The organism is Salinibacterium sp. NG253 (assembly GCF_015864945.1).
Taxonomy (GTDB): Bacteria; Actinomycetota; Actinomycetes; order Actinomycetales; family Microbacteriaceae; genus Rhodoglobus.
Window position 1 is genome coordinate 1,656,406 of the sequence record NZ_JADYWF010000001.1, and the last position, 20,602, is coordinate 1,677,007.

The window sequence follows — 20,602 nt, forward strand, 5'->3', positions numbered from 1 at the left end:
GCACGCCGACCGCTTGGCCTACCATTGGGGGCATGTCGACTACAACTCGCCTCGTCGTACTGGGAGCTGTGAACCAGTTCCAACCAGTTCACGGCTACTTTCTGCGCCGTGAACTGATGACCTGGCACATCGACGAATGGGCCAACATTCAGCCCGGCTCGATCTACAACGCCCTGCGGTCGCTCACGAACGATGGCTATCTCGCCGAGAACGGCACCGAGTCTGCCGGCAACCGCCCCGAGCGCACGACCTACCGCATGACCGAAGCCGGCGAAGTCGAATTGCTCCGGATGCTGCGCGACGCCCTCTGGACAGTCGAAGTCTTCGACACCAAGCCCGTCATGGTGCTCACCTCGTTCATGTACGCCCTGCAGCGCGAAGAAGTGCTCGCCGGACTCGAACACCGCGTCACCGAAATCGACGCCCGCATCGCCAGCAACGCGTACCACATTGGTGATGTTGCAACCTCGACCTCGACTCCCGCCTACGTGCGCGAAATCTTCGAACTGGCAACCTCTCGCTTGCGCGGAGAACAGCAGTGGGCTCGAGACGTGATCGGCCGCATCCGCTCTGGCGATTACGTCTTTGCCGGAGAAGATGGCGACCGTCCCGCTCGCCGCGCTACGAGCTAGTTCTTCGCTTCAACCGCGGCCGTCGCCCGGTAGGCCGCACCAGGGTGGTCGTCACGCAAGATCGAATCGTCGGTGCCGAGCAAACGCTCGCGCAGAGTCGAAGCGTCGTAGCCTTCGCCCGCAACTCCCCGCTCGCGCAGAATCGGCAGCACCTTCTCGATGAACTCGACGGTTGAGCTCGGCTGAATCATCGGCGTCAACAAGAAGCCATCGAGGTCGGCGCCCTCAGCGAGAGCGATCATCTCGTCTGCGATCTGCTCAGCCGTGCCCACGAAGGGCTTGCTGCGCACACCATTGCCATGCCACTGCGCCAGGACATCGCCAACCGTCTGGTCGCCGAAGCGGGTGATCTGGGTCTGCGAAAGCTCAGTGTGCAGCTCCTTCATCGGCGTTGCCGGGTCGAAGGACGAGAGATCGAGGCCCGTGAACCAGGCGTAGGAGGCGACGGCCACGTCGGGGCTCTCGGCATCCAGCACCGCTTGCAGCTTGGCCTTGGCTTCGTCAGCGGTGTCGCCGATGACGCACGTGAAGGCCGACATGATCTTGACCGAGTCGGCGGCGCGACCGTTCTTGACGGCCTCTTCACGAATGGAGGCGACCTGCTCGGCCACCTTCTCGACGGCTCCACCACCGAGGAAGACAGCTTCACCGTGCTTGCCGCCGAACTCGCGGCCGCGCGGTGAGGTGCCCGCTTGGAAGAGCACCGGGGTGCCCTGCGGTGAGTACGAGGAGTTTCCATAACCGTGCGATTTAAAGTACGGACCATCGTGCTCGATGCGGTGAACCTTGGCCGGGTCAGCAAAGCGACCATTCTTGTCACGCTCGAGCGCGTCACGCTCCCAGGCGCCCTCCCACAGCTTGTAGACGACTTCCATAAAGTCATCGGCCATGTCGTACCGCTCGTCGTGCGCGACCATCGGAACGCCAAAGGCCTGCGATGCCGTCTCGGCGGTTCCCGTCGTCACGACGTTCCACCCGATGCGCCCGCCCGAGAGGTGGTCGAGGCTCGCAATGCGGCGGGCAAAAGCGTAGGGCTGTTCAAGAAGAGTGGATCCCGTGAGCACGAGTCCGAGATTCGTGGTCGTCGAGATGAGAGCAGCAGCCAGAATCGCCGGATCGAGGCGCGGCAGGTCGAGGCCCTCGACCGAGCAGATCTCGGGACGCTCGCCGTTGACGTCAGCCCAGCCCCACGCATCCGCCAAAAACATGAAGTCGAAGCCGGCTTCTTCGCAGATGGTGGTGATTTCACGCCAGTAGTCGAGGCGGTCGAACATGTCGCGCTTGTTGTCGGGGTGACGCCAGGTGGACGTGCCCGAGTCGTTGGCTTGGGGGTTTTCGAATAGACCGAAGCGAAGCTTCTTCATGGTGAATCCTTTCGTGGTGGTGAAAAAAGTCAGGTACAGCTGAAAAAAGTCAAAGTTGTAGCGGGAAAAGGTGGGGGGAGCCGAAAACTACCGGCCGACGGCGGCTCCGTCGCTCCACCACAGCACTCGTTTGCGCACGAGAGCGAGCAGTGAAATGAGCACGACACCCATGAAGCAGAGCAGCGCGATGCTGGCCCACGTGACGGGCAAGTTGGCTTGGGCTGCGGCGATCGTCACGAGGGATCCGAGCCCTGCCTGCTGGCCGGCCGCAACGAACTCGGCAACAGCCGCGCCGACAATCGCCAGCGGAAGCGCGATACGCAGTCCCGCAAAGACGTAGGGCATCGACCCGGTGAAACGCAGGTCGCGGAAGATCTCCCAGCGGCTGGCATGCAGTGTCTTCATCACATCGAGAGCGCGATCATCCACATCTCGCAGCCCGGCAAGGGAGTTCACGAGCATCGGGAAGAACACGACCAGCGCGGTCACGATGAACTTGGGCGTCATGCCGAAGCCGAACGCTACGACAAGCGCGGGAGCGATGGCCACGATCGGAGTCACCATCACGACAACGACGAGCGGCATAACCGCGCGTTCCATGACCTGAAACTCGGCCATGATGATCGCCAAGATGAACCCGGCGATGATGCCCGAGCTCGCACCGACGAGAACTTCTAGCCCCGTCACGAGCATGTTCGCCCAGTACGTATCGGCATCTTTGATGAGGCTCACCCACACCTGGTCGATGGTCGGAATCACGTACGGGTTCGCGATCGCGGTGATCTGCCAGAGGGCTGCCGCAATCACAAAGGTGATGACGGCGGGAGCCCAGTTGGTCCAGCGTAAGTTCTGTTTGAACTTGGCCGAGGCCAGCGGTGAGAAGCGGCGGCCGGTCGCACTTGTCGCCGACTGAACGGCCAGCGCTGATGTGTCGGTTGTTGACATGCGTTCCTCGTTCCTGCGTGACTTAGGCACTCTTTTGTCCCATCACTTCGCGCAGTGTTTCGCGCACGTGGCCTTCAAGATCACGGAACTCGTCGGTCGCGTACACGTCGATCGTGCGGGGGCGTGGCAAAGGAACATCGATGACTTCCGCGATGTGGCCAGGATGCGCCCCCATCACCACGATGCGGTCAGAGAGCATGATCGCCTCGGGCACCGAGTGAGTCACAAACATGACGGCCTTGCGGTTGGACTGCCAGAAATCGAGCAACCCCAAACGTTGAGCGTCACGGTTCATCTCGTCGAGCGCCGAGAAGGGCTCGTCCATGAGCAACACACTCGGGTCGAACACAAACGCGCGGGCAATAGCGACGCGCTGCTGCATCCCACCCGAAAGCTGACCCGGATACTTGTCGAGCGCAGCACCCAACCCGAATGACTCCAGAATCTCGCGAGGGTCGCGCAGGTTGCGGTTCGCATTCGCTTTCGGGTTCACCCTCATAGGGAGGCGCACATTGTCGAGCACCGTGCGCCACGGGAGCAGCGCTGGAGACTGAGGAACAAGACCGATCATCTTGTTCTTCGTCGCGGCTTTCACCGTCATCCCGTCAACCATGACGGTGCCACTGTCGGCGTCGATGAGGCCAGCGACCGTCTTGAGCAGTGTCGACTTGCCGCACCCGCTTGGTCCGATCACCGAAACGAACTCGCCCATCTTGATCGAGAGGCTCACGTGGTTGAGCACGAGCGTGCGCGCCCCCTCGGGGCCGAAGCTCTTAGAGACGTTCTCGATATGAACGCCCGCGTGTGGCTGTGCGGTTTCCACAGTTACTCCCTGAGTTATGAAGCCGGATGCCGCACCGGGTGGGTTGGTGCGGCATCCGAGCGGGGTGGTCGGGTTAGTTGCCCGGCCAGATCAGTTCGCCGTCTGCATAGAGATCAGCGACGAGCGTTTCATCCATCATGTCGGTGATAGCGGGAAGAGTGTCGACGTTGCCGAACTCTTTGACGAGTTCGTATTCGGCGGCCCAGTCAGCAGCAGTCTGGGTTCCGGGGAGCCCACTGTTGCTGTCCTTGACCCACTGAGATTCCACATTCCAGGTGCGTTCGAGCTGATCGCGCGGGAAGGCAGATCCTTGACCGTTGTCTTCGGCGAGCTGGGCGATCATGTCGATGCACTCGTCGGAGCTGTCGAGGCAGAACTGCAAGGCGTGCAGCGATGCGCGCATGAAGTCAGCGGCGACTTCGCGGTTCTCGGCGAGAAACTCGGAGTTGACCTCCATGACGTTGTAGGTGCCTTCAACACCCACGTCAGAGGGAAAGAACTCGGTGAACGGCAGCCCCTGAGCGCGAAGGTTCTCGGGCTGGTTTGAGGCGTAGCCGACTATGGCATCGACCTGGCCGCGGGTGACGACGGTGGGGTCGTAGTTGGTCATCTTAATTAGTTCGACCTTGCTGACATCGACGTCAGCGGCATCCAACATGGCGGAGGCGATCGGAGTGAGGTTGATGAAGTAGCCGAGCGAACCACCTTCAAGATCCTTGAGGCTCGTGATCTTCTCGTTGGCGAAGATCGAGAACGGCGGGGTGTTGCCGTAGGTCGCAACCGCGGTGAGGTTCTTGCTGTTGGCGGCGGCAAGCATGACATCGGATGCCGAACCGAGTGCGGTGAACTCAGCCTGGCCCGAGGAAACGAGCTGCTGCCCGTTCGCTCCGGAGGCATTGATCTCTACGTCGAGGCACAGGTCCTTGAAGTAGCCGAGTTCTTCGGCGAGGAATACGTCAAGCTGGCCGGCGCTGGCCGAGTATCCGTAGCCGGAGATGTAGGTGATGGTGCCCACCGCGGCGTTGCGGTCGCAGGCTTCCTGAGAGATCAGGAGGTCGCCGGCGTCGGGCGTGGATTCTTCTGCGGGGGCTGTGCAGGCGGAGAGCGAGAGTGCTGTTACCAAGAGCGATGCGATGCCGAGGCCTCGCAGTTTCTTGGAATCAAGAGGTGTAATCACTTGGATCCAGGTTCCTTCCTAGGCCGTATCCGTCATTGGATGGCTAGACAAAACGTACATGATCAAGATTGACTGTGCAAACTTGATTTACGGTCGTTTTGGTTGCCACCACACGCTGGCCAGGTGCAATGACCCTCGCGCTTCGGGTAGACAAGTCGTGCACCCAAAGGAACGCGGAGGGTTGCTACTGACGTTAGCGGAGGGAGCGCGAAACGGGCGGTTAACGACGAGCGCGTGGGAGGCAGCTTCGCAGCCGTCTCCCACGCGCTGCGCGAGAAAGCAGGATCGAGCGTTAGCCGTGGTCGGCCAACGACTCGTCGACAATGAGCAGAGTCTTGCCTGGAGCAGCCTCTCGGCTCAGTTGCAGACGGTGGGCTTCCGCGACCTCCCTGATGTGAAGTCGGTCGCCGATTTGGGTGCGAATTGCCCCGCCTGCGACAAGCGGCCACACGTGTTCGAGCACGCTCGCCACAATTTCTGACTTGGAACCTGCCCCGTGAAGCGGTCGGGCGCGGAGGGTGGTTGCCGTCACGGTTCCTCGCTTACGCATGAGCGACCCCAGATTCACTTCGGCCGCTACCCCGCTTTGCGAACCAATGATCGTCAAGCGCCCCGCGGTGGAAAGGGCATCGACATTTCGTTGCAGGTAGTCGGCACCGACAACATCCAGGATCAAGTCCGCGCCGACGTCAGATCGGTCGCCGCGCAACGACTCATCGCGAACGACCTCGACAAAGTCTTCCGACCGGTAGTCGACAACTACCGCGGCGCCCAACTCACGGCAGAGCGCAGCCCCTAGCGTTGATCCGACGGTCGTGACGACTCGGCAGCCCAAAGCAGTCATGAGTTGGATCGCAAACGTTCCAATTCCGCCAGCGCCACCGTGAAGAAGCACAACTGCACCCTCCTGCGGGCGAGTGGGCATACCCAGATTCGACCACACCGTGCACGCAACTTCGGGAAGCGTGGCTGCCTCAAGCAAGCCGACGCCATCGGGGATGGGGAGAAGCTGTTCGTGAGGAACTGCAACAAATTCTGCGTAGCCGCCGCCCGACAGGAGCGCGCACACCCGATCGCCAACCGCCCAACCTCCGACTGACGACCCGACGGCTTCAATTACTCCTGAGCACTCGAGCCCAAGAATCTCGGAAGCTCCTGCAGGTGGCGGGTATCGCCCCTCCCGCTGGCTTGAATCGGCGCGATTGAACGCCGTCGCTGCGACGCGCACGAGCACCTCGCCGTCAGCAATTTGCGGGCGTTCAGCTGTGCCCCATGTCAGCGTCTCCGGCCCGCCGGGCATCGACTGCACTACTGCTTTCATCGCTGCCGCGTCACTCTCTACCGAATTGCTCACTTGGCCCCATTCTTTGGCAGCACTTCTGCACGTGCTTCCCATCCGGTAATGGGCGGGAATGCATCTTCATCAACAATCACTTCAATGAGAGTGACGGCGTCGCTGCCGATTGCCTCTGCGAGCGCTGGCTGCAATTCCTCAAGACTGCTGACCCGGACTCCGCGAGCTCCCGCCGCGCGAGCAATGGCCGCGTGATCGACATCCGTGAATTTTACGGCGGTCGTGTACTCCGAGAATTGCACAAGCTCAGAGTGCTTCTGAAACCCCAGGATGCTGTTGTTGAGAAGCACGATCGTGAGCGGCACATTCATCCGGACAGCTGTCTCGAGCTCCTGCCACACGTGCCCGAAGCCGCCATCACCGGTGATGCAGACAACGTCGCTTTCGGGACTGGCGACCTTCGCGCCCAATGCCATCGGAACACCCCAGCCCAATCCCGCCATGCCTCGCGGGTACACAAACTGCTGTCCCGGGCGGCGAGCGGTGATGTAGTTGGCGAGCCAAATCGTGGAGTAGCTCGCGTCTGCGACAACAATGGTGTCCTTGTCGATGAGATCGTCGATTTCACGCATCACACGCTCGGGGCGAATGGGAGTGCTTTCGAGATCAACAAGCTCCGCAAACTGAGCGCGGTGGGCGTCACGGGCAGCGATGACATCAGCTTCCAGACTCGCGCGGTGCGCCTGGCGGTTCTCCACTCCGCGACGCGTCATTGCCTCGGCAAGGTCGTCCAGCGCGGCACGCGCATCGCCGACGAGACGCAGCGCTTCGTAGTTGCGCCCAATTTCTGCGCCGTCAAGATCAATGTGGATGACCTGTGCGTCAGCTGGAATGATGCTCCAGCCGTCGGTCCCGTTCTCATTAGTGCGATTGCCCACGAGCAAGACAACATCGGCGCGATCGAGAAGTGGCTGCATAAACGCGGTGCTGCTTCGCGCGCCCATTACGTTCCCCACAACGCCGAGTGAGAGTGGGTGGCGTTCGTCCACAGCACCCTTGCCCATGTTGGTTGTAGCCACAGCGAGCGATGCATTCTCCTGCAACCGTGCAAGCGACTCGGCGGCCACCGAGCGGTTAACACCGCCGCCGGCAATGACGACGGGATACTTGGCATCAACCAGTAGTTCGGCAGCACGTTCGAGCTGCTGAGCATCCGGCCGCGGACGATCCAGCGGGAAGGTTCCGAGGGCGCTCACTCGCCGACGCTTCGGTTCGATCGCGGGTTTCAACATGGAGTCTTTGGGCAAGAGCAAGACGACGGGCCCGGGCTTGCCGGACGTCGCAATACTGATCGCCATATCGACGTAGTCGTCGACCCGGGCCGGATCTTCGATATGCCGGGTCCATTTGCTGCACCCCGAGAAGAGTTCGTGGTGGTCTATTTCTTGGAAGGCGTTGCGGTCGCGGGTGGGCGTCGGTACATCTTGAACGATCGCGAGTAGCGGTACAGAACACAGCATCGCTTCTGTGAGCGGCGGCACAAGCAGCGTCGCTGCGGGGCCGTTCTGTGCCCCGACCACACCAATGCGGTTACTGATGCGCGCGTAGCCATCCGCCATCGCACCGCCAGCGTTCTCGGTGCGATATACAACCTGTCGAATTCCTGCACGTTCGGCAGCAAGAAAGAACGCGGAAGGCAAACTTTGGCCAAAGGTCTCGGTTATGCCGTGACGCACTAGCGCGTCAACAACTGCTTCGACTACGGTTTTACTCATTTTTGTGTCTCCTCGGTGGCGCGGTTCGTGTAAAGCTGCACAGTCTGCGCAGTAGCGAGATAGCGCTTTTAGCCATGCTAAAAGCCCTGAAGAGTAAGCGATATGGGGCGTAACTTATGGCCCGATCAGCACTTTCAATGGCCCGGTGGCCCTGCGGCGCCCACCGCATTTTGTTGCTGGATAGAGGCCACCAAGTTCGCCGCGAGCGCGCCGGCGCGCCCTTTGCCATTCGCCGACCACGCAACGCCCCAGACGCTCATAGGAGGTTGAGGCGCAATAGGGATCATGACGACGCCCCCGGGGAGGGAGTGCTCCAGCTCCGCATGGGCCAGAGCAAACCCATCGCCGTGCATTACCGACTCCATGCGATGGCCAAAATCTGGCTGCGAAGCCCCCAAGTTCAATGTCCCACCTTGCCTCACATCGCCCACCACAGAGTCGAAATTTCCGGCAGCGTCACCGCGCGACCAGTGAATGAGATTTTCGTGAGCAAGCTCCACGCGACTCACGGAGTGACGGCCCGCGAGAGGGTGATTCGCCCCCACAACCGCGCGCTGTTCGTCGGCACCGAGTTCATAGGTTTCGAGCCCGTCGCTATCAGCCAGCGGCAGCCGAACGAAAACGACATCTGCATCTCCAGCCCGTACATCTTCGATAGCGCCCGCGGTCCACGTCGTCTGGGCAGTGACCTCAACATGCGGGAATAGATCCCGAAAGCGCGCGACGAGAGGGAACGTTCTTTCTGCGGCGATTGACCGCGAGTACCTCAACCGAAGAGTGCCTGAAGCGTGGGTTCCTTCTGGCGAGACCTTCTGGACGGTCTCATCAACGAGTTCGAGAATGTTCAGCGCGCCCTCGTAGAGACGAAGACCCGAAGCCGTTGGCTCTACTGTGGGTGTGCGCACAATGAGCTCAGCGTTTAGCGCGTCTTCTAGCTGCTTGATCTGTTGCGAGAGTGCAGGCTGTGAGACAAAGAGCCTTTTGGCCGCTCGACCGAAATGTCGCTCCTCAACGAGGGCAACAAAACACTGCAAACGCCAGAAATTCATTAGCGCGACGGTGCTCTAGACGAAGCTTTTGCCATCGAGAAACGCTTTTCTCCATGGCTCAATCGAAACCTCGCGGAACAACTCGACTTCCGAAAAGGGGTCGGCATCGATATAGGCTTTCGCCTCCGCGTAGCTTTCAACATCAAGAAGGTAGATTCCTCCCGTCGGCTTGCCATCTGTCTCGCTGAGCTTCGCACCACACGCCAAGAGCTTCGCCTTCGTGGCCTCGAGGTAGTCGAGGTGACGACGGCGGTGTTCCGTTCTCAAGTCTTCGGATCCTGCTTTGTCGAATGTTTGGATGAAGTATGGCACTGTTTCTCTTTTCTTCTTGTCGTCACATTAACGAGTGATCGCGGGCGGTCTAGCCCTGTTCGCCTAGGCGAGGACCTTCTCTGCCGGAGCCCTGATCTCGTAGCCTGCAGAGTTGAAGATTCCGTTGTTCTCACGGAATCGACTCATGAAGTCGGGCCAAATTGTGGTCAGGCGGCCGTTGCGCTGATCGACATACCAGCTCTTGCATCCGCCATCCACCCACACTGTGCCTTGAGCTTTTTCGTTGACCATGTCGGCAAAACCGTCTTCTGCGTCGCGAGAGATCTCGATGCGTGTGGAACCAGTCGCCTCAAGGTGCTCGAGCGCTCCCAAGATGTAGTTGATCTGGCATTCGATGACGAAGATGATCGAGCCTGCTCCGAGGCCGGAGTTGGGTCCGTTCATGATGAAAAGGTTGGGAAACCCGTTGACTGTGCTGCAGGCGTAGGCCTGCTCTCCACCTGACCAGCGATCAGCGAGGGACTCACCCTCGACCCCGTGAATGAGATAGGAGATGGGAAGATCGCTGGCCTCGAAACCCGTGCTCACGATCAACACGTCGAGTTCATGAGCCGTTCCGTCTTTCATGATCACAGAATTACCCGAGATGCTGGCAATTCCGGTGGTCTCCAGCACCACGTTTTCCCGCTCGAAGGTGGGGTAGTACGTGTTTGAGATAAGGATGCGCTTGCATCCGATCGCGTAATCAGGAGTCAACCGCTCACGCAATTCGACGTTAGAAATCTGGTTCTCAAGGTGCCCCAGGGCCAGACCTGTGACCTTATTGATGAACGCCTCGATACCTCGACGCTGCGGGAAGCGAGCCTCGTTGGCCCAAAACAGCTCTCGACGGAGGTCTTTCGCGGTCTCGGGGAGGCGAGCGAACATGTTTTGCTCTGCTGGCGAGTATTCGCGGTCCATTCGCGGTACGACATACGGGGCCGATCGCTGGAAGACAGTCAACGTGCCCGCCTGCTGTGCCAGCTGCGGGATGATCTGGATCGCGGAGGCACCGGTGCCAATGACACCTATTCGCTTTCCCGCGAGGTCAACATCGTGGTCCCAGCGCGCCGAATGAAACTTCTCGCCCTCGAATTCTTCGATGCCAGCGATGTCGGGGTACTTCGGGTCAGAGAGATGACCCGCTGCGGTGATAAACACACGCGCGGCATAGTGCCCGCTCGTAGTCGTGATCAACCACTCATGGGAATCTTCATTCCACTCAGCCCGCACAACTTCGCTGTTAAACCGAAGATGCTGTTCGATTCCCTCTTGCGAGGAACAGTTCTTCAAGTATTCAAGGATCTCAGGTTGCTCTGCGTAGACCCTCGACCACTCCGGATTCGGCTTGAACGAGTAAGAGTACAAATGCGATTGGATGTCGCACGCCGCGCCCGGGTAGTGATTGTCGCGCCAGGTGCCACCCAAGGCCGACTCGCGCTCGAGCACGACGAAGGAATCTTGGCCTGAACGCTTAAGCTGCATGGCCATACCGAGGCCTGAAAAGCCCGAGCCCACGATCGCAACATCGACTCGCTGCACGTCGGTGTTAATCTGCGGTTCGTTCATTGTTGAAGAATGTGTCATGGCAGTTCCTTTCTCAGGAGATCAAGCGTCAGTTTTGGCGAGAATGCCGCCCGCAGGATGAGCGTGCGGTTCGGCGACAAAGGTGTCGATTAGAACAAAGAGTTCAGCGGGCCTCTCGTTGACCACCGCATGACCGGCCTGAACCTCGGCGTAACGCGCATCCGGGATCGCTCCAAAAATCTCGCGACTGTGACGGATGTTGACCATCTGATCGTGGATGCAACCGATCACTAGCGTCGGTGCTGAAATCGTCATGACTTCGGCCTCGATGTCAATCGAGCGATTAAGCTCCATCACTCGCGGCGACATGCTCGCGGCGCGCACCTTCGCCACGATCTCGGCGTAGTCGTATTCGGTGCGGCTCGTCAGGTACGCCGCGCTATAGCTCGCGTACAACACGAAGTCCGGCAGTGCGGGCGAGCCTGCGTCATGGAGTTCTTTCCAGATTCCATTGCGCAGCAGCTGGTGACGATCAGTTTTCATCCAGCCGGCGATCAGCACGAGCGCGGCAACCGTTTCGGGGTGGCGCGCGGCGAGCGCTTCGGCTACGACTGCGCCGAGCGAGTATCCGACCAGCGCAACGGGGCGCCCTGGTGCGCGATCTTCGATGACCGCGAGCGCCTGAGCGACGTAGTGCTCCAAGGTGAGTTCAACTTCTTCTGGCGGCAATACGAAGTCAAACGTGATTACGCGCCGGGTGAACGCGAGCATGGGGAACAGCGCCCAGAAGTTGCGCTCGGCCGGGCCACCGCTGCCGTGAAGAAGAACGACGGGCGGCTCATCGTGGCCGACTCCGCTGTCGTAATACGGAACCATGACGCCATCTACATCGATGACGCCCTCGGTGAGGTGGGGATAGAGAGCCAACGTTCCTCTGCTTTCGTGTGAAGTGCTGCGTGTAATGGACGAGAGTGTCTAAAGTGGCGGTTCGATCACCAGTGGGTCGAGTTGCGCATTGAGGCGAGCGTGTACCCGCTGCCAGATGGTGCTCGGCTCAAAGCCTCGAGTTGGCGTGCGATCGACCTCGTGGATGAAGATGCCGTGACAGTTCTGCGCAACGCTGAGAGCGTCAACGCGCGAAAGTAGCGCCCCTGCGGCTTGCCCCTCGGCAAGGATTGACCGCACGCGCTCGATGAGACGGTCACCCTGGGCAATAGTGCGGGCACGACCTGCGCTAGTCATGTCGAAACCTTGACGCAGGTAAAGCGCAGCGTTCGCGGGATCTTGCAGATAAAACGCTGCACGACCCTCATAGAAACTCCGCACTCGAGCGCAGTACCACTCCCCTGCACCTTCGGCGCCGACTGCTTCAGTCGCCAAGTCGTCGGCGCTCTGGAGTTCATCGAGGAGCGCATCCATGCGGTCGCCGTATGCAAGCGTCAGGAGCTCGTCTTTTGAACCAACGTAGCGAAAGAGTGTTGCTTCGCCGATGCCAGCGTGCTGTGCGACTTCGCGCGTTGTGATCTCGCTGAATGGCTTGCGCGCAAGAAGGTCTACGGCCGCCGCTCGGATGCGTCGGGTGACCTCACGCTTGGACTGCTCGCGAAGGCCCAACGGTGCGGATGCTTCTGCCGCAACTACCGGCTGAGAAACTTCTTCGTTCATCAGTGCCTCCGTAAAGAACCAGGAATGATTGTCGTTCACCCGATACTGATAGTACACTATCAAAGCGGAGTGCACTCTCATAATATTTCGAACAACGAAACCGCCTCGCGTTTAAGCGCCCGCGCGGGAGAGTCGCTCCCTAAGCTGAGCACGGCCGGCATCCGTGCTTACGCTCCGCGAACACATATCAAAGAGGAGAGTGTGCAATGTCAGAACGAGTACTCATTACAGGCGGCGCCGGCGGGATTGGTGTCGCGATCGCGGCGCGAGCAATCGAGGAAGGCTACGAGCCGGTCGTGATCGACCGAGTCGGCTCCGGCATCATCGCCGACCTTTCTGACCCTGTCGAAACAGCAGAGGCTCTTCAAGAAGCACTCCGCGGAGGCCCCATCACCCGCCTCGTCAACAACGTGGGCATGATCAAAGTGTCCCGCCTCGAAGACTTGAGTCTTGAAGAACTCGAAATGACCTGGGCCGTCAACACCCGCACCGCGGTACAGTGTGCGCAAGCCGTGCTCCCCAGCATGAAGGAAGCCAACTTCGGCCGCATCGTCAACATCTCATCGCGTGCCGCGCTCGGCAAAGAAGGCCGCTCGGCGTACGCCGCAAGCAAGGCCGCGCTTATGGGGCTCACCCGCACATGGTCGCTCGAACTCGGAGTACATGGGGTAACCGTCAATACGCTGGGACCGGGCCCGATTCGCACCCCAATGTTTGAAGCGGCAAACCCTCCGGGGGAACCCGCGACCGAAGCGATCATCAACGGCATCCCCATGAAACGCATGGGAGAGCCCGAAGACATCGCCCACAGCGTTGCCTACTTCCTTGACGCCCGCACGGGTTTCGTCACAGGCCAGACCCTTTTCGTCTGCGGCGGAAAGAGCGTCGGCCAGGTCGGTATGTAACCCAGGCGCCCGTCGCCTCCGCCACCAACGATCGGAACGCCCGCCCCGAGCACACAAGATCTCGGAGCGGGCGTTCTCGTTAATGCCTTAGACGGTCGCGACCGGAGTAACCGGTGATCCGACCGCGCCACTCAGCATCAACGGCGGCGCGGTGAGAAGAAAGCTCGTGCGCTTATTTTCGCGCAACCAGTGAGCCAATGGCGTCAATCGCCAGAGTTCGCCCAGATGAACCCCCAGCTTGAACAAGCAGTGCTCATGCAACGGCAGTATCGAAGCTGAATGCTCAGTGCGAACGCCGGGGTAGTTCTCAACCGCATAGTTATCGGCCGCAATAGCAACGATTCCGGAGTCGGTGATCCACTGCAGAAGTTGCTGATCCGTGCCGTCGAGCACAGCTCCGCGTCGCGCGAGCTCCTCGGGGTCAGGATCGCCACCGCTTTCCATGATGTATTCCACGAAACCAGTGTGGACGAGCACCATATCGCCCGGCTCAATCACAATGTCGTCGGTCTCGAGCACATGGCGCCACTGCTCAAATCCAATGACCTGACGCTCCAGGCCAAAGTGCGCCGCGAGGTCCACCAGGACTGCGCGCCCCTGCACTCCCGTTTGCGCCATATTCTCAATGCCGAGAGCGTGTGCGTGAGCTGTTTCTTCGACAGCCGCTCCTTGGCGCAGCCCCGACTCCGCAACATCGCTGGTGCCCGCAATATCGGTACCGGCACGATAGCCGTTGTAATAAACCGGAACCGGGGATCCGCTTCCATCAACGTCAAACTTCGAACCAGCATGAGCGAAGGAATCCCACTGGGTGGAGTACTGAAGGTAAATGACCGCGAGGTCATCAGAAAGAACATCGGTGCGTCCGGGATCGAGGGCGCCCAGATCTACGTTGTAGTTCACGATGGTGTCCGTGCGCTGTGTGGGGCGGATGACGGGCGGATGCCGCGCCGCGTTCAAGAGCGACACCTTGGGGTAGTCGAGCGGCATACTGAGCGAGAAGGTCTCCCCCGCGGTCACGGTGCGGACTCCTCGAAGCGTCGTTTCAGCCGAGAGCATGTTGAGCCTCCCCCGTTGGTCGTCAGCGCCCCAGTCTCCCCACGTGGATCCGCTCGGGCGATTAGTCCATCTCTTCTGTTCGGCCACGATGCCTCGCCTTTCTCTCGTTGTGCTCTCGTTCCATGACAGTGTGCGTCAACGCGCTCACTGCAGCGAAACACCGCTGCCGTGAGCGCACTACGCCGTGCCGCCCCAAGCTGATGCTTGAGACGGCACGGCGTTGATAGTGCGGCTAATTCTTACTGCTCGCCCCAGCCCGGGAGCGGTACCAAGGCAGGCTCAGCGAATGCGTTCTCCTCCGGGAAGACTACGTATGCTTCCCCGTCTTGCCACTGGTTCACGCTGTAGCTGAACATTTCGTTCTGGCCGGTCTCATCGAACTTAACGCCGTCGCTGTTCAACAAGCTTCCTTCAGGCAACTCGAATGTTGAAGCAGCTGCGATGAAAGCAGCAGCGGTCGGCTCGTCTGCCTCGCGCAGAATCTGGAACGCGGTCCAGACCCCATCGAATCCCATTACCGCGTGAGCACCGGCCGCGTGGCCGTACTCCGCTTCGTAGCGTTCGTAGAATTCCGCAGCCTTCTCGCGAGTCTCTTCGCTCAGAGCATTTTCGTTAACGCTAGCGGTCGGTCCAATGCTGAACACTCCGTTAGCGTCGTTTCCCATGGCCTCGAGCCACGGAAGGTCGTTGTGCGCTCCACCGGTGCCGATGACAGCTTCAGGCTGGAAGCCCGATGCCTTCATAGCGCGACCCAAGGCGACAGCATCCACGGGGTACGAGGCCGCCATCAGAATGTCGGGCGCTGCGTCCTTGATAGTAAGGGCGATCGGCGCGAAGTCAGTGGTGTCTCCCGCGTAGGAGGTGCTGAAGGCCAGAGGCGGCAGACCCTCGGCCTCGAGAGCGGCTTCGATTCCCGCGGCGATGTCATTACCGTAGGAACTGTCAAGCCCTGCGAAGCCAATCGACAGCGACTTCGGGTCGACACCCAGCTGCTCAGCGACCACCTCGACAGCAACAGCAACAGCTGTAGCGCCCTGTCCAGCCGCGTGGCCGTTGACGCGGTAGATACCCGCGAAGCCCTGGTTGGTAACTTCCATCGACTGCGCCGCGACCTCAACGAGCACTCCGCCTGCACGGGAGATCACTGGAGCGGATGCCAACGCAATTGCGGAACCGTAAGAACCGACTGCGATATCAATATCAAGGTTCACCAACCGTTCGGCGCCCTGACGAGAAGCGTCAGCATCTGATGCGTCAATCTTCTCCCATTCGACCATCTTGTCGTGGATACCGCCGTCGTCGTTGATCATCTGACGGGCGATCTCGGTTCCCTGAAACATCTCAGTTCCGAGTGAAGCGAGCGCTCCTGTTTGAGGGAAAAGGCTTCCGATCGTGAGGGTGTCTTCGTCTGAGCCTGATCCAGAACCGCCGCCAGAACAAGCCGAAGCGGTCAGCGCGATTGCCGTGACGATCGCGAATGCTTTGGCCACGGTCTTGCCGCGCCGTTGCGAGTGTGCCATGTCTCTCCTTGGTTAGTTTGCTGCTGTGATGTGAGGTGGAGCTGTTGCACGGATGCGGCTGCATCCGGCGGACGTTGCGTTTTAGATACCGAGATATGCGCGTTGCAATTCGGCGTTCTCCCGAAGCTCACTCGCTGGGCCGCTCAGCGTGACCCGCCCACGTTCGAGAACGTAGGCGTGGTCGGCGATGGCCAACGACTGAACCATGTTCTGTTCAACGAGAAGCACGGTCACTCCCGTGTCCCGAATCTTCTGAACGACACGGAAGACATCCGCAATAATCTGCGGCGCGAGACCTAGCGACGGCTCGTCGAGAAGAACGAGACGAGGCTTCGACATGAGTGCTCGAGCGATCGCGCACTGCTGCTGCTCGCCACCGCTCATCAAGCCCGCAAATTGTTTACGACGCTCCTTCAGAATCGGGAACAGCTCAAACGCTTCATCGAGCAACTCCCGAATCTGTGGTCGAGAGGTTCGCGGACGAGTGCCGAGAATGAGGTTTTCTTCGACCGACATCCGCGGGAACAATCGTCGCCCTTCCGGCGAGTGGGCGAGCCCCTTACTGATGATCTCGAAGCTCGGGCGGTTGGTAATGTCGTGGCCATCGAACTCGATGGTTCCCGCCGACACCTTCTCAAGCCCAGACACAGCTTTCAATGTCGTTGATTTACCGGCGCCGTTAGCGCCCAACAGGGCCACAATCTGCCCGGTGCCCACTTCGATAGACACATCGTTGAGCACTTGCGCGCCATCGTATGAGAGTGAAATTCCCTTAACACTAAGCATTGGATGCCTCGCTTCCCAGATACGCCTCGATAACGCCCGGGTCTTGAGCAACCTCGGTGGGAGTTCCTTCGGCCAGGTTCCGACCTCGGTTAATAACGACGATGTGGTCGGAGACGCTCATCACCGCTTCCATGTGGTGTTCGACGAGCAGCACTGCGATTCCACGCTCAGGGAGCTTGCGAATGAACTCGACCATGATATTGACCTCGCTCGGGCCTAGGCCGCCCATAACCTCGTCGAGCAAAACCACGTTGGGGCCCGTCGACAGTACGCGTGCCACCTCAACAATCTTGCGGGTTCCGATCGAAAGCGACGTCGCACTCTGGTCGCGGTACTCGCCGAGATCGAGCTCTTCAATGAGCGCATCCGCTTCCTTCTTCGCTTGGCGAACGGAGGAAGTGCGGTTGAGCGCACCCACGACGATATTGTCGCGAACCGAGAGCGACGGCAATCCACGTACTCGCTGGAAGGTGCGAGCCAGCCCCATGTTGCAGAGCTTCTCGGGAAGCATCGAAGTGACATTACGACCGTCGTAGACGACCGCCCCACTATCCGGGCGCATAAAGCCCGAGATGACGTTGAAGATAGTTGTCTTGCCCGCACCATTGGGCCCGATCACGCTCGTGACGTGACCAGCCTGCGCCTCCAGCGACAGGTTGTCGAGAATCTTGAGCCCACCGCGAGCCAAGTTGATGTTTTGAACGCTGAGGATGCTCACTTGTTCACCTCTGTCGTGCTTCGAGTCGAGCCGCTGCTGTCGTGGTCGCCGGGAGGCGGAGCGGACTCCGCGCGGTGCCGGGGCGGCAGTCGACTAGCAATCCAGTTGCGAGCTCGTTGAAGCGGCGGAAGCTTTCCCAACCCGATGAGCCCGTTGGGCAGCACCAGGATCGATAGCAACAAGAGGCCGCCATAGAACGCGTTCGAGAGGCCCGGAATATCGGCACCGATCACGGTGATGAGCTGCTGCTTGAGGAGAGTGATGAGGAACGCACCGACGAGAGGGCCGAAAACGCCAGCCATCCCACCGATGATCGCCATCAATGCCGGCTGAAGGCTTACCGCAACCGCGGCCGTGTTTCCCGGAGTGATATAGAGCGTGTAATGCGCAAACACCGCTCCCGCCAGGCCCGAGAAGAAACCACTCATCATGACCGCGATGAGCTTGGTGCGCAGCGCCGAGACTCCCATGGAGCGTGCGGTCACTTCGTCCTCGCGCAGCGCCCGCATCTGGAAGCCAAGCTTGGAGTCGATCACGATGATCGCAGTCAATGTCGTGATGATGTAGAGGCCCAACGCCAGGTAGAGGTACGAGGTCTTCTCCTGGAAGATCAAGTCCATCGGGCTGTTAGCGAAGGGCAAGCTGATTCCCTCGTCACCTCCCGTTACGCTGCCGAAGTTGGTGAGCAGAATCGTGACGATCACGGTGAAGGCGAGCGTTGCCAAGGCGAAGTAGTGACCTCGCAGCCTGAGAGACATCGCGCCGATCAGCAGTGCCGCCAGAGTGGCAAAGACCGCGGCGAGCAGCACGCCCACGAGCGTGGGAACCCCGAAGTACTCTCTCAACAGCACAGGCGTGTACGCACCGACGGCGAACAAACCACCGTGGCCGAGGGAGAAGAGTCCCGTCATGCCGCCCGCAAAGTTCCACGCGGTAGCGAACCCCGCGAAGATGAGCGCCAGAATAACCGTGTCGATAAAGAAGCGGTTGTCTGAGGTGAGAGCGATGAGGATCGCGGCCGCTGAGACCGCAGCAAGAATAATGAGTCGATTTTTCATGACTATTCGTGCCCTCCTACGAGTGCGCTGTCCCCCGACTTACGCCCGAACAATCCCTGCGGACGCAGGAGTAGTACGAGTACGAAAATCACGAAGATTGACGCTTGCTGCCACTGGGTTCCGATGTAGACACCGGTGAAGGCTTGAACAAGACCGATCGAGAGCCCCCCGACGAGCGCTCCGGGAACGGAGCCGAAGCCGCCCAACACAACAATCACGAAACTAATCAGTGTGAAAGTGGTGCCGCTATAGGCGTTCGCGATCTGCGAGGGAACGACGAGGCCGCCGGCGATGACCGCGAACACAACACCCACCGTAAAGATGATCACGTAGGCGCGGCCGGGACGAATGCCGACGACTCGCGCAGCGTAGGTGTCTTGAGCCACGGCACGAATCTCGCGGCCCTGACGAGTCTTGTTCAGCCAGAACCAGATCCCAATCACCAAGGCGATTCCGACAACAAACGCGATGAGCTTGGCAGCCTCGACGTCAGTGCCGAAAATGTTGACGCGCGAGGAAGCAAGAGGATCATCGAGGGCGATGTACTTGGTGCCGAAGATCATCGTTGCGATGGACTGCAGCAGAATGCTGAGGCCGAAGGTGGCGAACACCTGAACGTAGAGCGACTTGCCCAACGTCTGTTTGATGATGACGAAGTGGATGACGACGCCCATCACAATGCCCGCGATCGCTACCAGCAAAACGGCAACGTAGGGGCTCACGCCCAGAGAGATAGACACCGTGGCCGTGCCGAGCATACCCAGCATCATGAACTCGCCGTGCGCGAAGTTCGTAATATCCATGATCCCGAAAATGAGAGTCAAACCAACCGCGACGAGAGACAGCACGCCGCCCGCGAGAAGGCCGTAGATGATTACATCAAGCATTCGGCCGCTCCAAACTTCTCTTCATTGAGACACTCTCCGTATGTGTGTGACTTGAGATACCCGACAAAATCTTTGAGCTTCTCAATCCTCACAATTAGCTTCTTTGCTAGCGCCAACATTCGCAGGCACCGCAGTAGGATTCAACCGTAGAGTGCACAGACCGCATGTGCATAAACGCACAGGGAGGAAACGCTGGATGATCGGTCAATCGACGCCCAAGGCTGACGACCTCATGGTCTTGCTCACTGTCGCGCGCCTCGGAAAGTTCAAAGCAGCGGCCAATGTCTTGAACACCACCCACACGACGGTCTCGCGGCGCATTAGCGAACTCGACAAGGCCCTGGGCGGCCGCACCCTCGTTCGCGGCCCTCAAGGATGGGAGCTCACCCCACTCGGCGCCACGGCGCTCCGGATCGCTGAAGAAATCGAGCGGAGCCTGAGCCACCTGGCCGACTACACCGACGAAACTCCCGGGTTGCGAGGCATCGTGCGCGTCAGCACGCCCGACGGGATCGGTTCCCGCTTCGTGAGCCCCGCCGCTGTCAAACTCCAGCAAGACAACCCTTCGCTCAGCGTGGAGGTCGTGAGTTCAACGCGGCGTGCAAGTCAACACCGTTCGGGAGTGGACATCGAAGTTGTAATCGGTCGCCCCAGCATTCGACAGACCATGTTCGTTCCGCTCAGTGAGTACTACCTGCGTCTGTATGCCACGCCCCACTACCTTGAACGCAATGGAACTCCTGAAACGATCGAAGATCTGCGTCGTCACTCGTTCATCTCCTACATCGAGGCCGAGTTACAAGTTACCGAAATTGGACGCATTGGCGCTGGATTGCCCGAACCCAAATCGTCGTTCAAGTCGACAGGAATCTTCTCGCAGGTCTCCGCGGTTAAAGGCCACGGTGGTATCGGGCTTTTGCCCTCGTTCCTTGTCGACCCCGACTCCGGCCTCGTACCCGTGCTGCGCACTCAGTTCGCCCGCAAGCACCTCATTGGCGCGGTAGTTCGCACCGATTCCGCAGCATCACCCAGCGTTCAGGCGCTCGTTGAATCACTCCGAACCGAGATGCGCGCGCGCGCAAAGGAACTAGCGCAGTAGCCGAAAG

Annotated in this window: 20 protein-coding genes; 3 read left to right on the plus strand and 17 right to left on the minus strand. The window is 59.9% G+C overall.

Annotated features, from left to right (window positions below; genetic code table 11):
• Positions 1–32 precede the first annotated feature (32 nt).
• Positions 33–632, plus strand: a complete 600-nt coding sequence (locus tag I6E52_RS07900; protein ID WP_197156128.1) for a PadR family transcriptional regulator — start codon at positions 33–35, stop codon at positions 630–632.
• On the opposite strand, the gene I6E52_RS07905 is transcribed toward I6E52_RS07900, so the two are convergent.
• From I6E52_RS07905 to I6E52_RS07955, 11 genes are all read right to left on the minus strand, one after another.
• Complete coding sequence (locus I6E52_RS07905) at positions 629–1,996, minus strand: NtaA/DmoA family FMN-dependent monooxygenase (RefSeq protein ID WP_197156132.1); 1,368 nt, start codon at positions 1,994–1,996, stop codon at positions 629–631. The two genes, I6E52_RS07900 and I6E52_RS07905, sit on opposite strands and share 4 nt — an antisense overlap.
• Before the next feature lie 87 nt (positions 1,997–2,083).
• Positions 2,084–2,941 (minus strand): ABC transporter permease, encoded by an 858-nt coding sequence (locus I6E52_RS07910; protein ID WP_197137289.1) that lies wholly within the window; start codon positions 2,939–2,941, stop codon positions 2,084–2,086.
• Positions 2,942–2,963: 22 nt separating this feature from the next.
• A complete protein-coding gene (locus I6E52_RS07915) occupies positions 2,964–3,764 on the minus strand; it encodes an ABC transporter ATP-binding protein (RefSeq protein ID WP_197156134.1) in 801 nt (266 codons plus the stop codon).
• A gap of 73 nt (positions 3,765–3,837) precedes the next feature.
• Entirely contained in the window at positions 3,838–4,941 is a 1,104-nt protein-coding gene (locus I6E52_RS07920; protein WP_307842443.1) for an ABC transporter substrate-binding protein, read from the minus strand.
• A gap of 292 nt (positions 4,942–5,233) precedes the next feature.
• On the minus strand, positions 5,234–6,295 hold the full coding sequence (locus I6E52_RS07925; RefSeq protein WP_307842444.1) for an NAD(P)H-quinone oxidoreductase: 1,062 nt from the start codon (positions 6,293–6,295) through the stop codon (positions 5,234–5,236).
• Positions 6,292–8,010, minus strand: coding sequence for an acetolactate synthase catalytic subunit (locus tag I6E52_RS07930; RefSeq protein WP_197156136.1), 1,719 nt, complete (start codon positions 8,008–8,010; stop codon positions 6,292–6,294). Before I6E52_RS07930 ends, I6E52_RS07925 begins: the two co-directional genes overlap by 4 nt.
• Positions 8,011–8,144: 134 nt before the next feature.
• Positions 8,145–9,059 (minus strand): LysR family transcriptional regulator, encoded by a 915-nt coding sequence (locus tag I6E52_RS07935; RefSeq protein WP_197156138.1) that lies wholly within the window; start codon positions 9,057–9,059, stop codon positions 8,145–8,147.
• 15 nt (positions 9,060–9,074) lie between these two features.
• Complete coding sequence (locus I6E52_RS07940; protein ID WP_197156140.1) at positions 9,075–9,371, minus strand: YciI family protein; 297 nt, start codon at positions 9,369–9,371, stop codon at positions 9,075–9,077.
• A gap of 63 nt (positions 9,372–9,434) precedes the next feature.
• On the minus strand, positions 9,435–10,958 hold the full coding sequence (locus tag I6E52_RS07945) for an NAD(P)/FAD-dependent oxidoreductase (RefSeq protein WP_197156142.1): 1,524 nt from the start codon (positions 10,956–10,958) through the stop codon (positions 9,435–9,437).
• Positions 10,959–10,979: 21 nt separating this feature from the next.
• Complete coding sequence (locus I6E52_RS07950) at positions 10,980–11,825, minus strand: alpha/beta fold hydrolase (protein WP_197156144.1); 846 nt, start codon at positions 11,823–11,825, stop codon at positions 10,980–10,982.
• 48 nt (positions 11,826–11,873) lie between these two features.
• The gene (locus I6E52_RS07955; RefSeq protein ID WP_197156146.1) at positions 11,874–12,602 is read right to left on the minus strand and encodes a TetR/AcrR family transcriptional regulator; all 729 of its coding nucleotides are present in this window, start codon (positions 12,600–12,602) and stop codon (positions 11,874–11,876) included.
• 167 nt (positions 12,603–12,769) lie between these two features.
• On the opposite strand from I6E52_RS07955, the gene I6E52_RS07960 reads away from it, so the two are divergent.
• The gene (locus I6E52_RS07960; protein ID WP_197156149.1) at positions 12,770–13,468 is read left to right on the plus strand and encodes an SDR family oxidoreductase; all 699 of its coding nucleotides are present in this window, start codon (positions 12,770–12,772) and stop codon (positions 13,466–13,468) included.
• Positions 13,469–13,555: 87 nt separating this feature from the next.
• On the opposite strand, the gene I6E52_RS07965 is transcribed toward I6E52_RS07960, so the two are convergent.
• From I6E52_RS07965 to I6E52_RS07990, 6 genes are all read right to left on the minus strand, one after another.
• Complete coding sequence (locus tag I6E52_RS07965) at positions 13,556–14,527, minus strand: cyclase family protein (protein WP_197156151.1); 972 nt, start codon at positions 14,525–14,527, stop codon at positions 13,556–13,558.
• Between the two features lie 239 nt (positions 14,528–14,766).
• Entirely contained in the window at positions 14,767–16,047 is a 1,281-nt protein-coding gene (locus tag I6E52_RS07970) for an ABC transporter substrate-binding protein (protein WP_197156153.1), read from the minus strand.
• A gap of 81 nt (positions 16,048–16,128) precedes the next feature.
• Positions 16,129–16,833 carry an ABC transporter ATP-binding protein gene (locus I6E52_RS07975; RefSeq protein WP_197156155.1) on the minus strand — a complete coding sequence of 235 codons (705 nt, stop codon included), beginning with the start codon at positions 16,831–16,833 and terminating at the stop codon, positions 16,129–16,131.
• Positions 16,826–17,551 (minus strand): ABC transporter ATP-binding protein, encoded by a 726-nt coding sequence (locus tag I6E52_RS07980; RefSeq protein ID WP_197156158.1) that lies wholly within the window; start codon positions 17,549–17,551, stop codon positions 16,826–16,828. Before I6E52_RS07980 ends, I6E52_RS07975 begins: the two co-directional genes overlap by 8 nt.
• Positions 17,548–18,609, minus strand: coding sequence for a branched-chain amino acid ABC transporter permease (locus tag I6E52_RS07985; RefSeq protein WP_197156160.1), 1,062 nt, complete (start codon positions 18,607–18,609; stop codon positions 17,548–17,550). The genes I6E52_RS07980 and I6E52_RS07985 overlap by 4 nt, the downstream gene beginning before the upstream one ends.
• Before the next feature lie 2 nt (positions 18,610–18,611).
• Positions 18,612–19,496: a branched-chain amino acid ABC transporter permease gene (locus I6E52_RS07990; RefSeq protein WP_197156162.1), complete on the minus strand. Its 885-nt coding sequence runs from the start codon at positions 19,494–19,496 to the stop codon at positions 18,612–18,614.
• Positions 19,497–19,692: 196 nt separating this feature from the next.
• Here I6E52_RS07990 and I6E52_RS07995 point away from each other — a divergent pair, with 196 nt between their 5' ends.
• Positions 19,693–20,595: a LysR family transcriptional regulator gene (locus tag I6E52_RS07995; protein WP_197156164.1), complete on the plus strand. Its 903-nt coding sequence runs from the start codon at positions 19,693–19,695 to the stop codon at positions 20,593–20,595.
• The last annotated feature ends 7 nt before the right edge of the window (positions 20,596–20,602 follow it).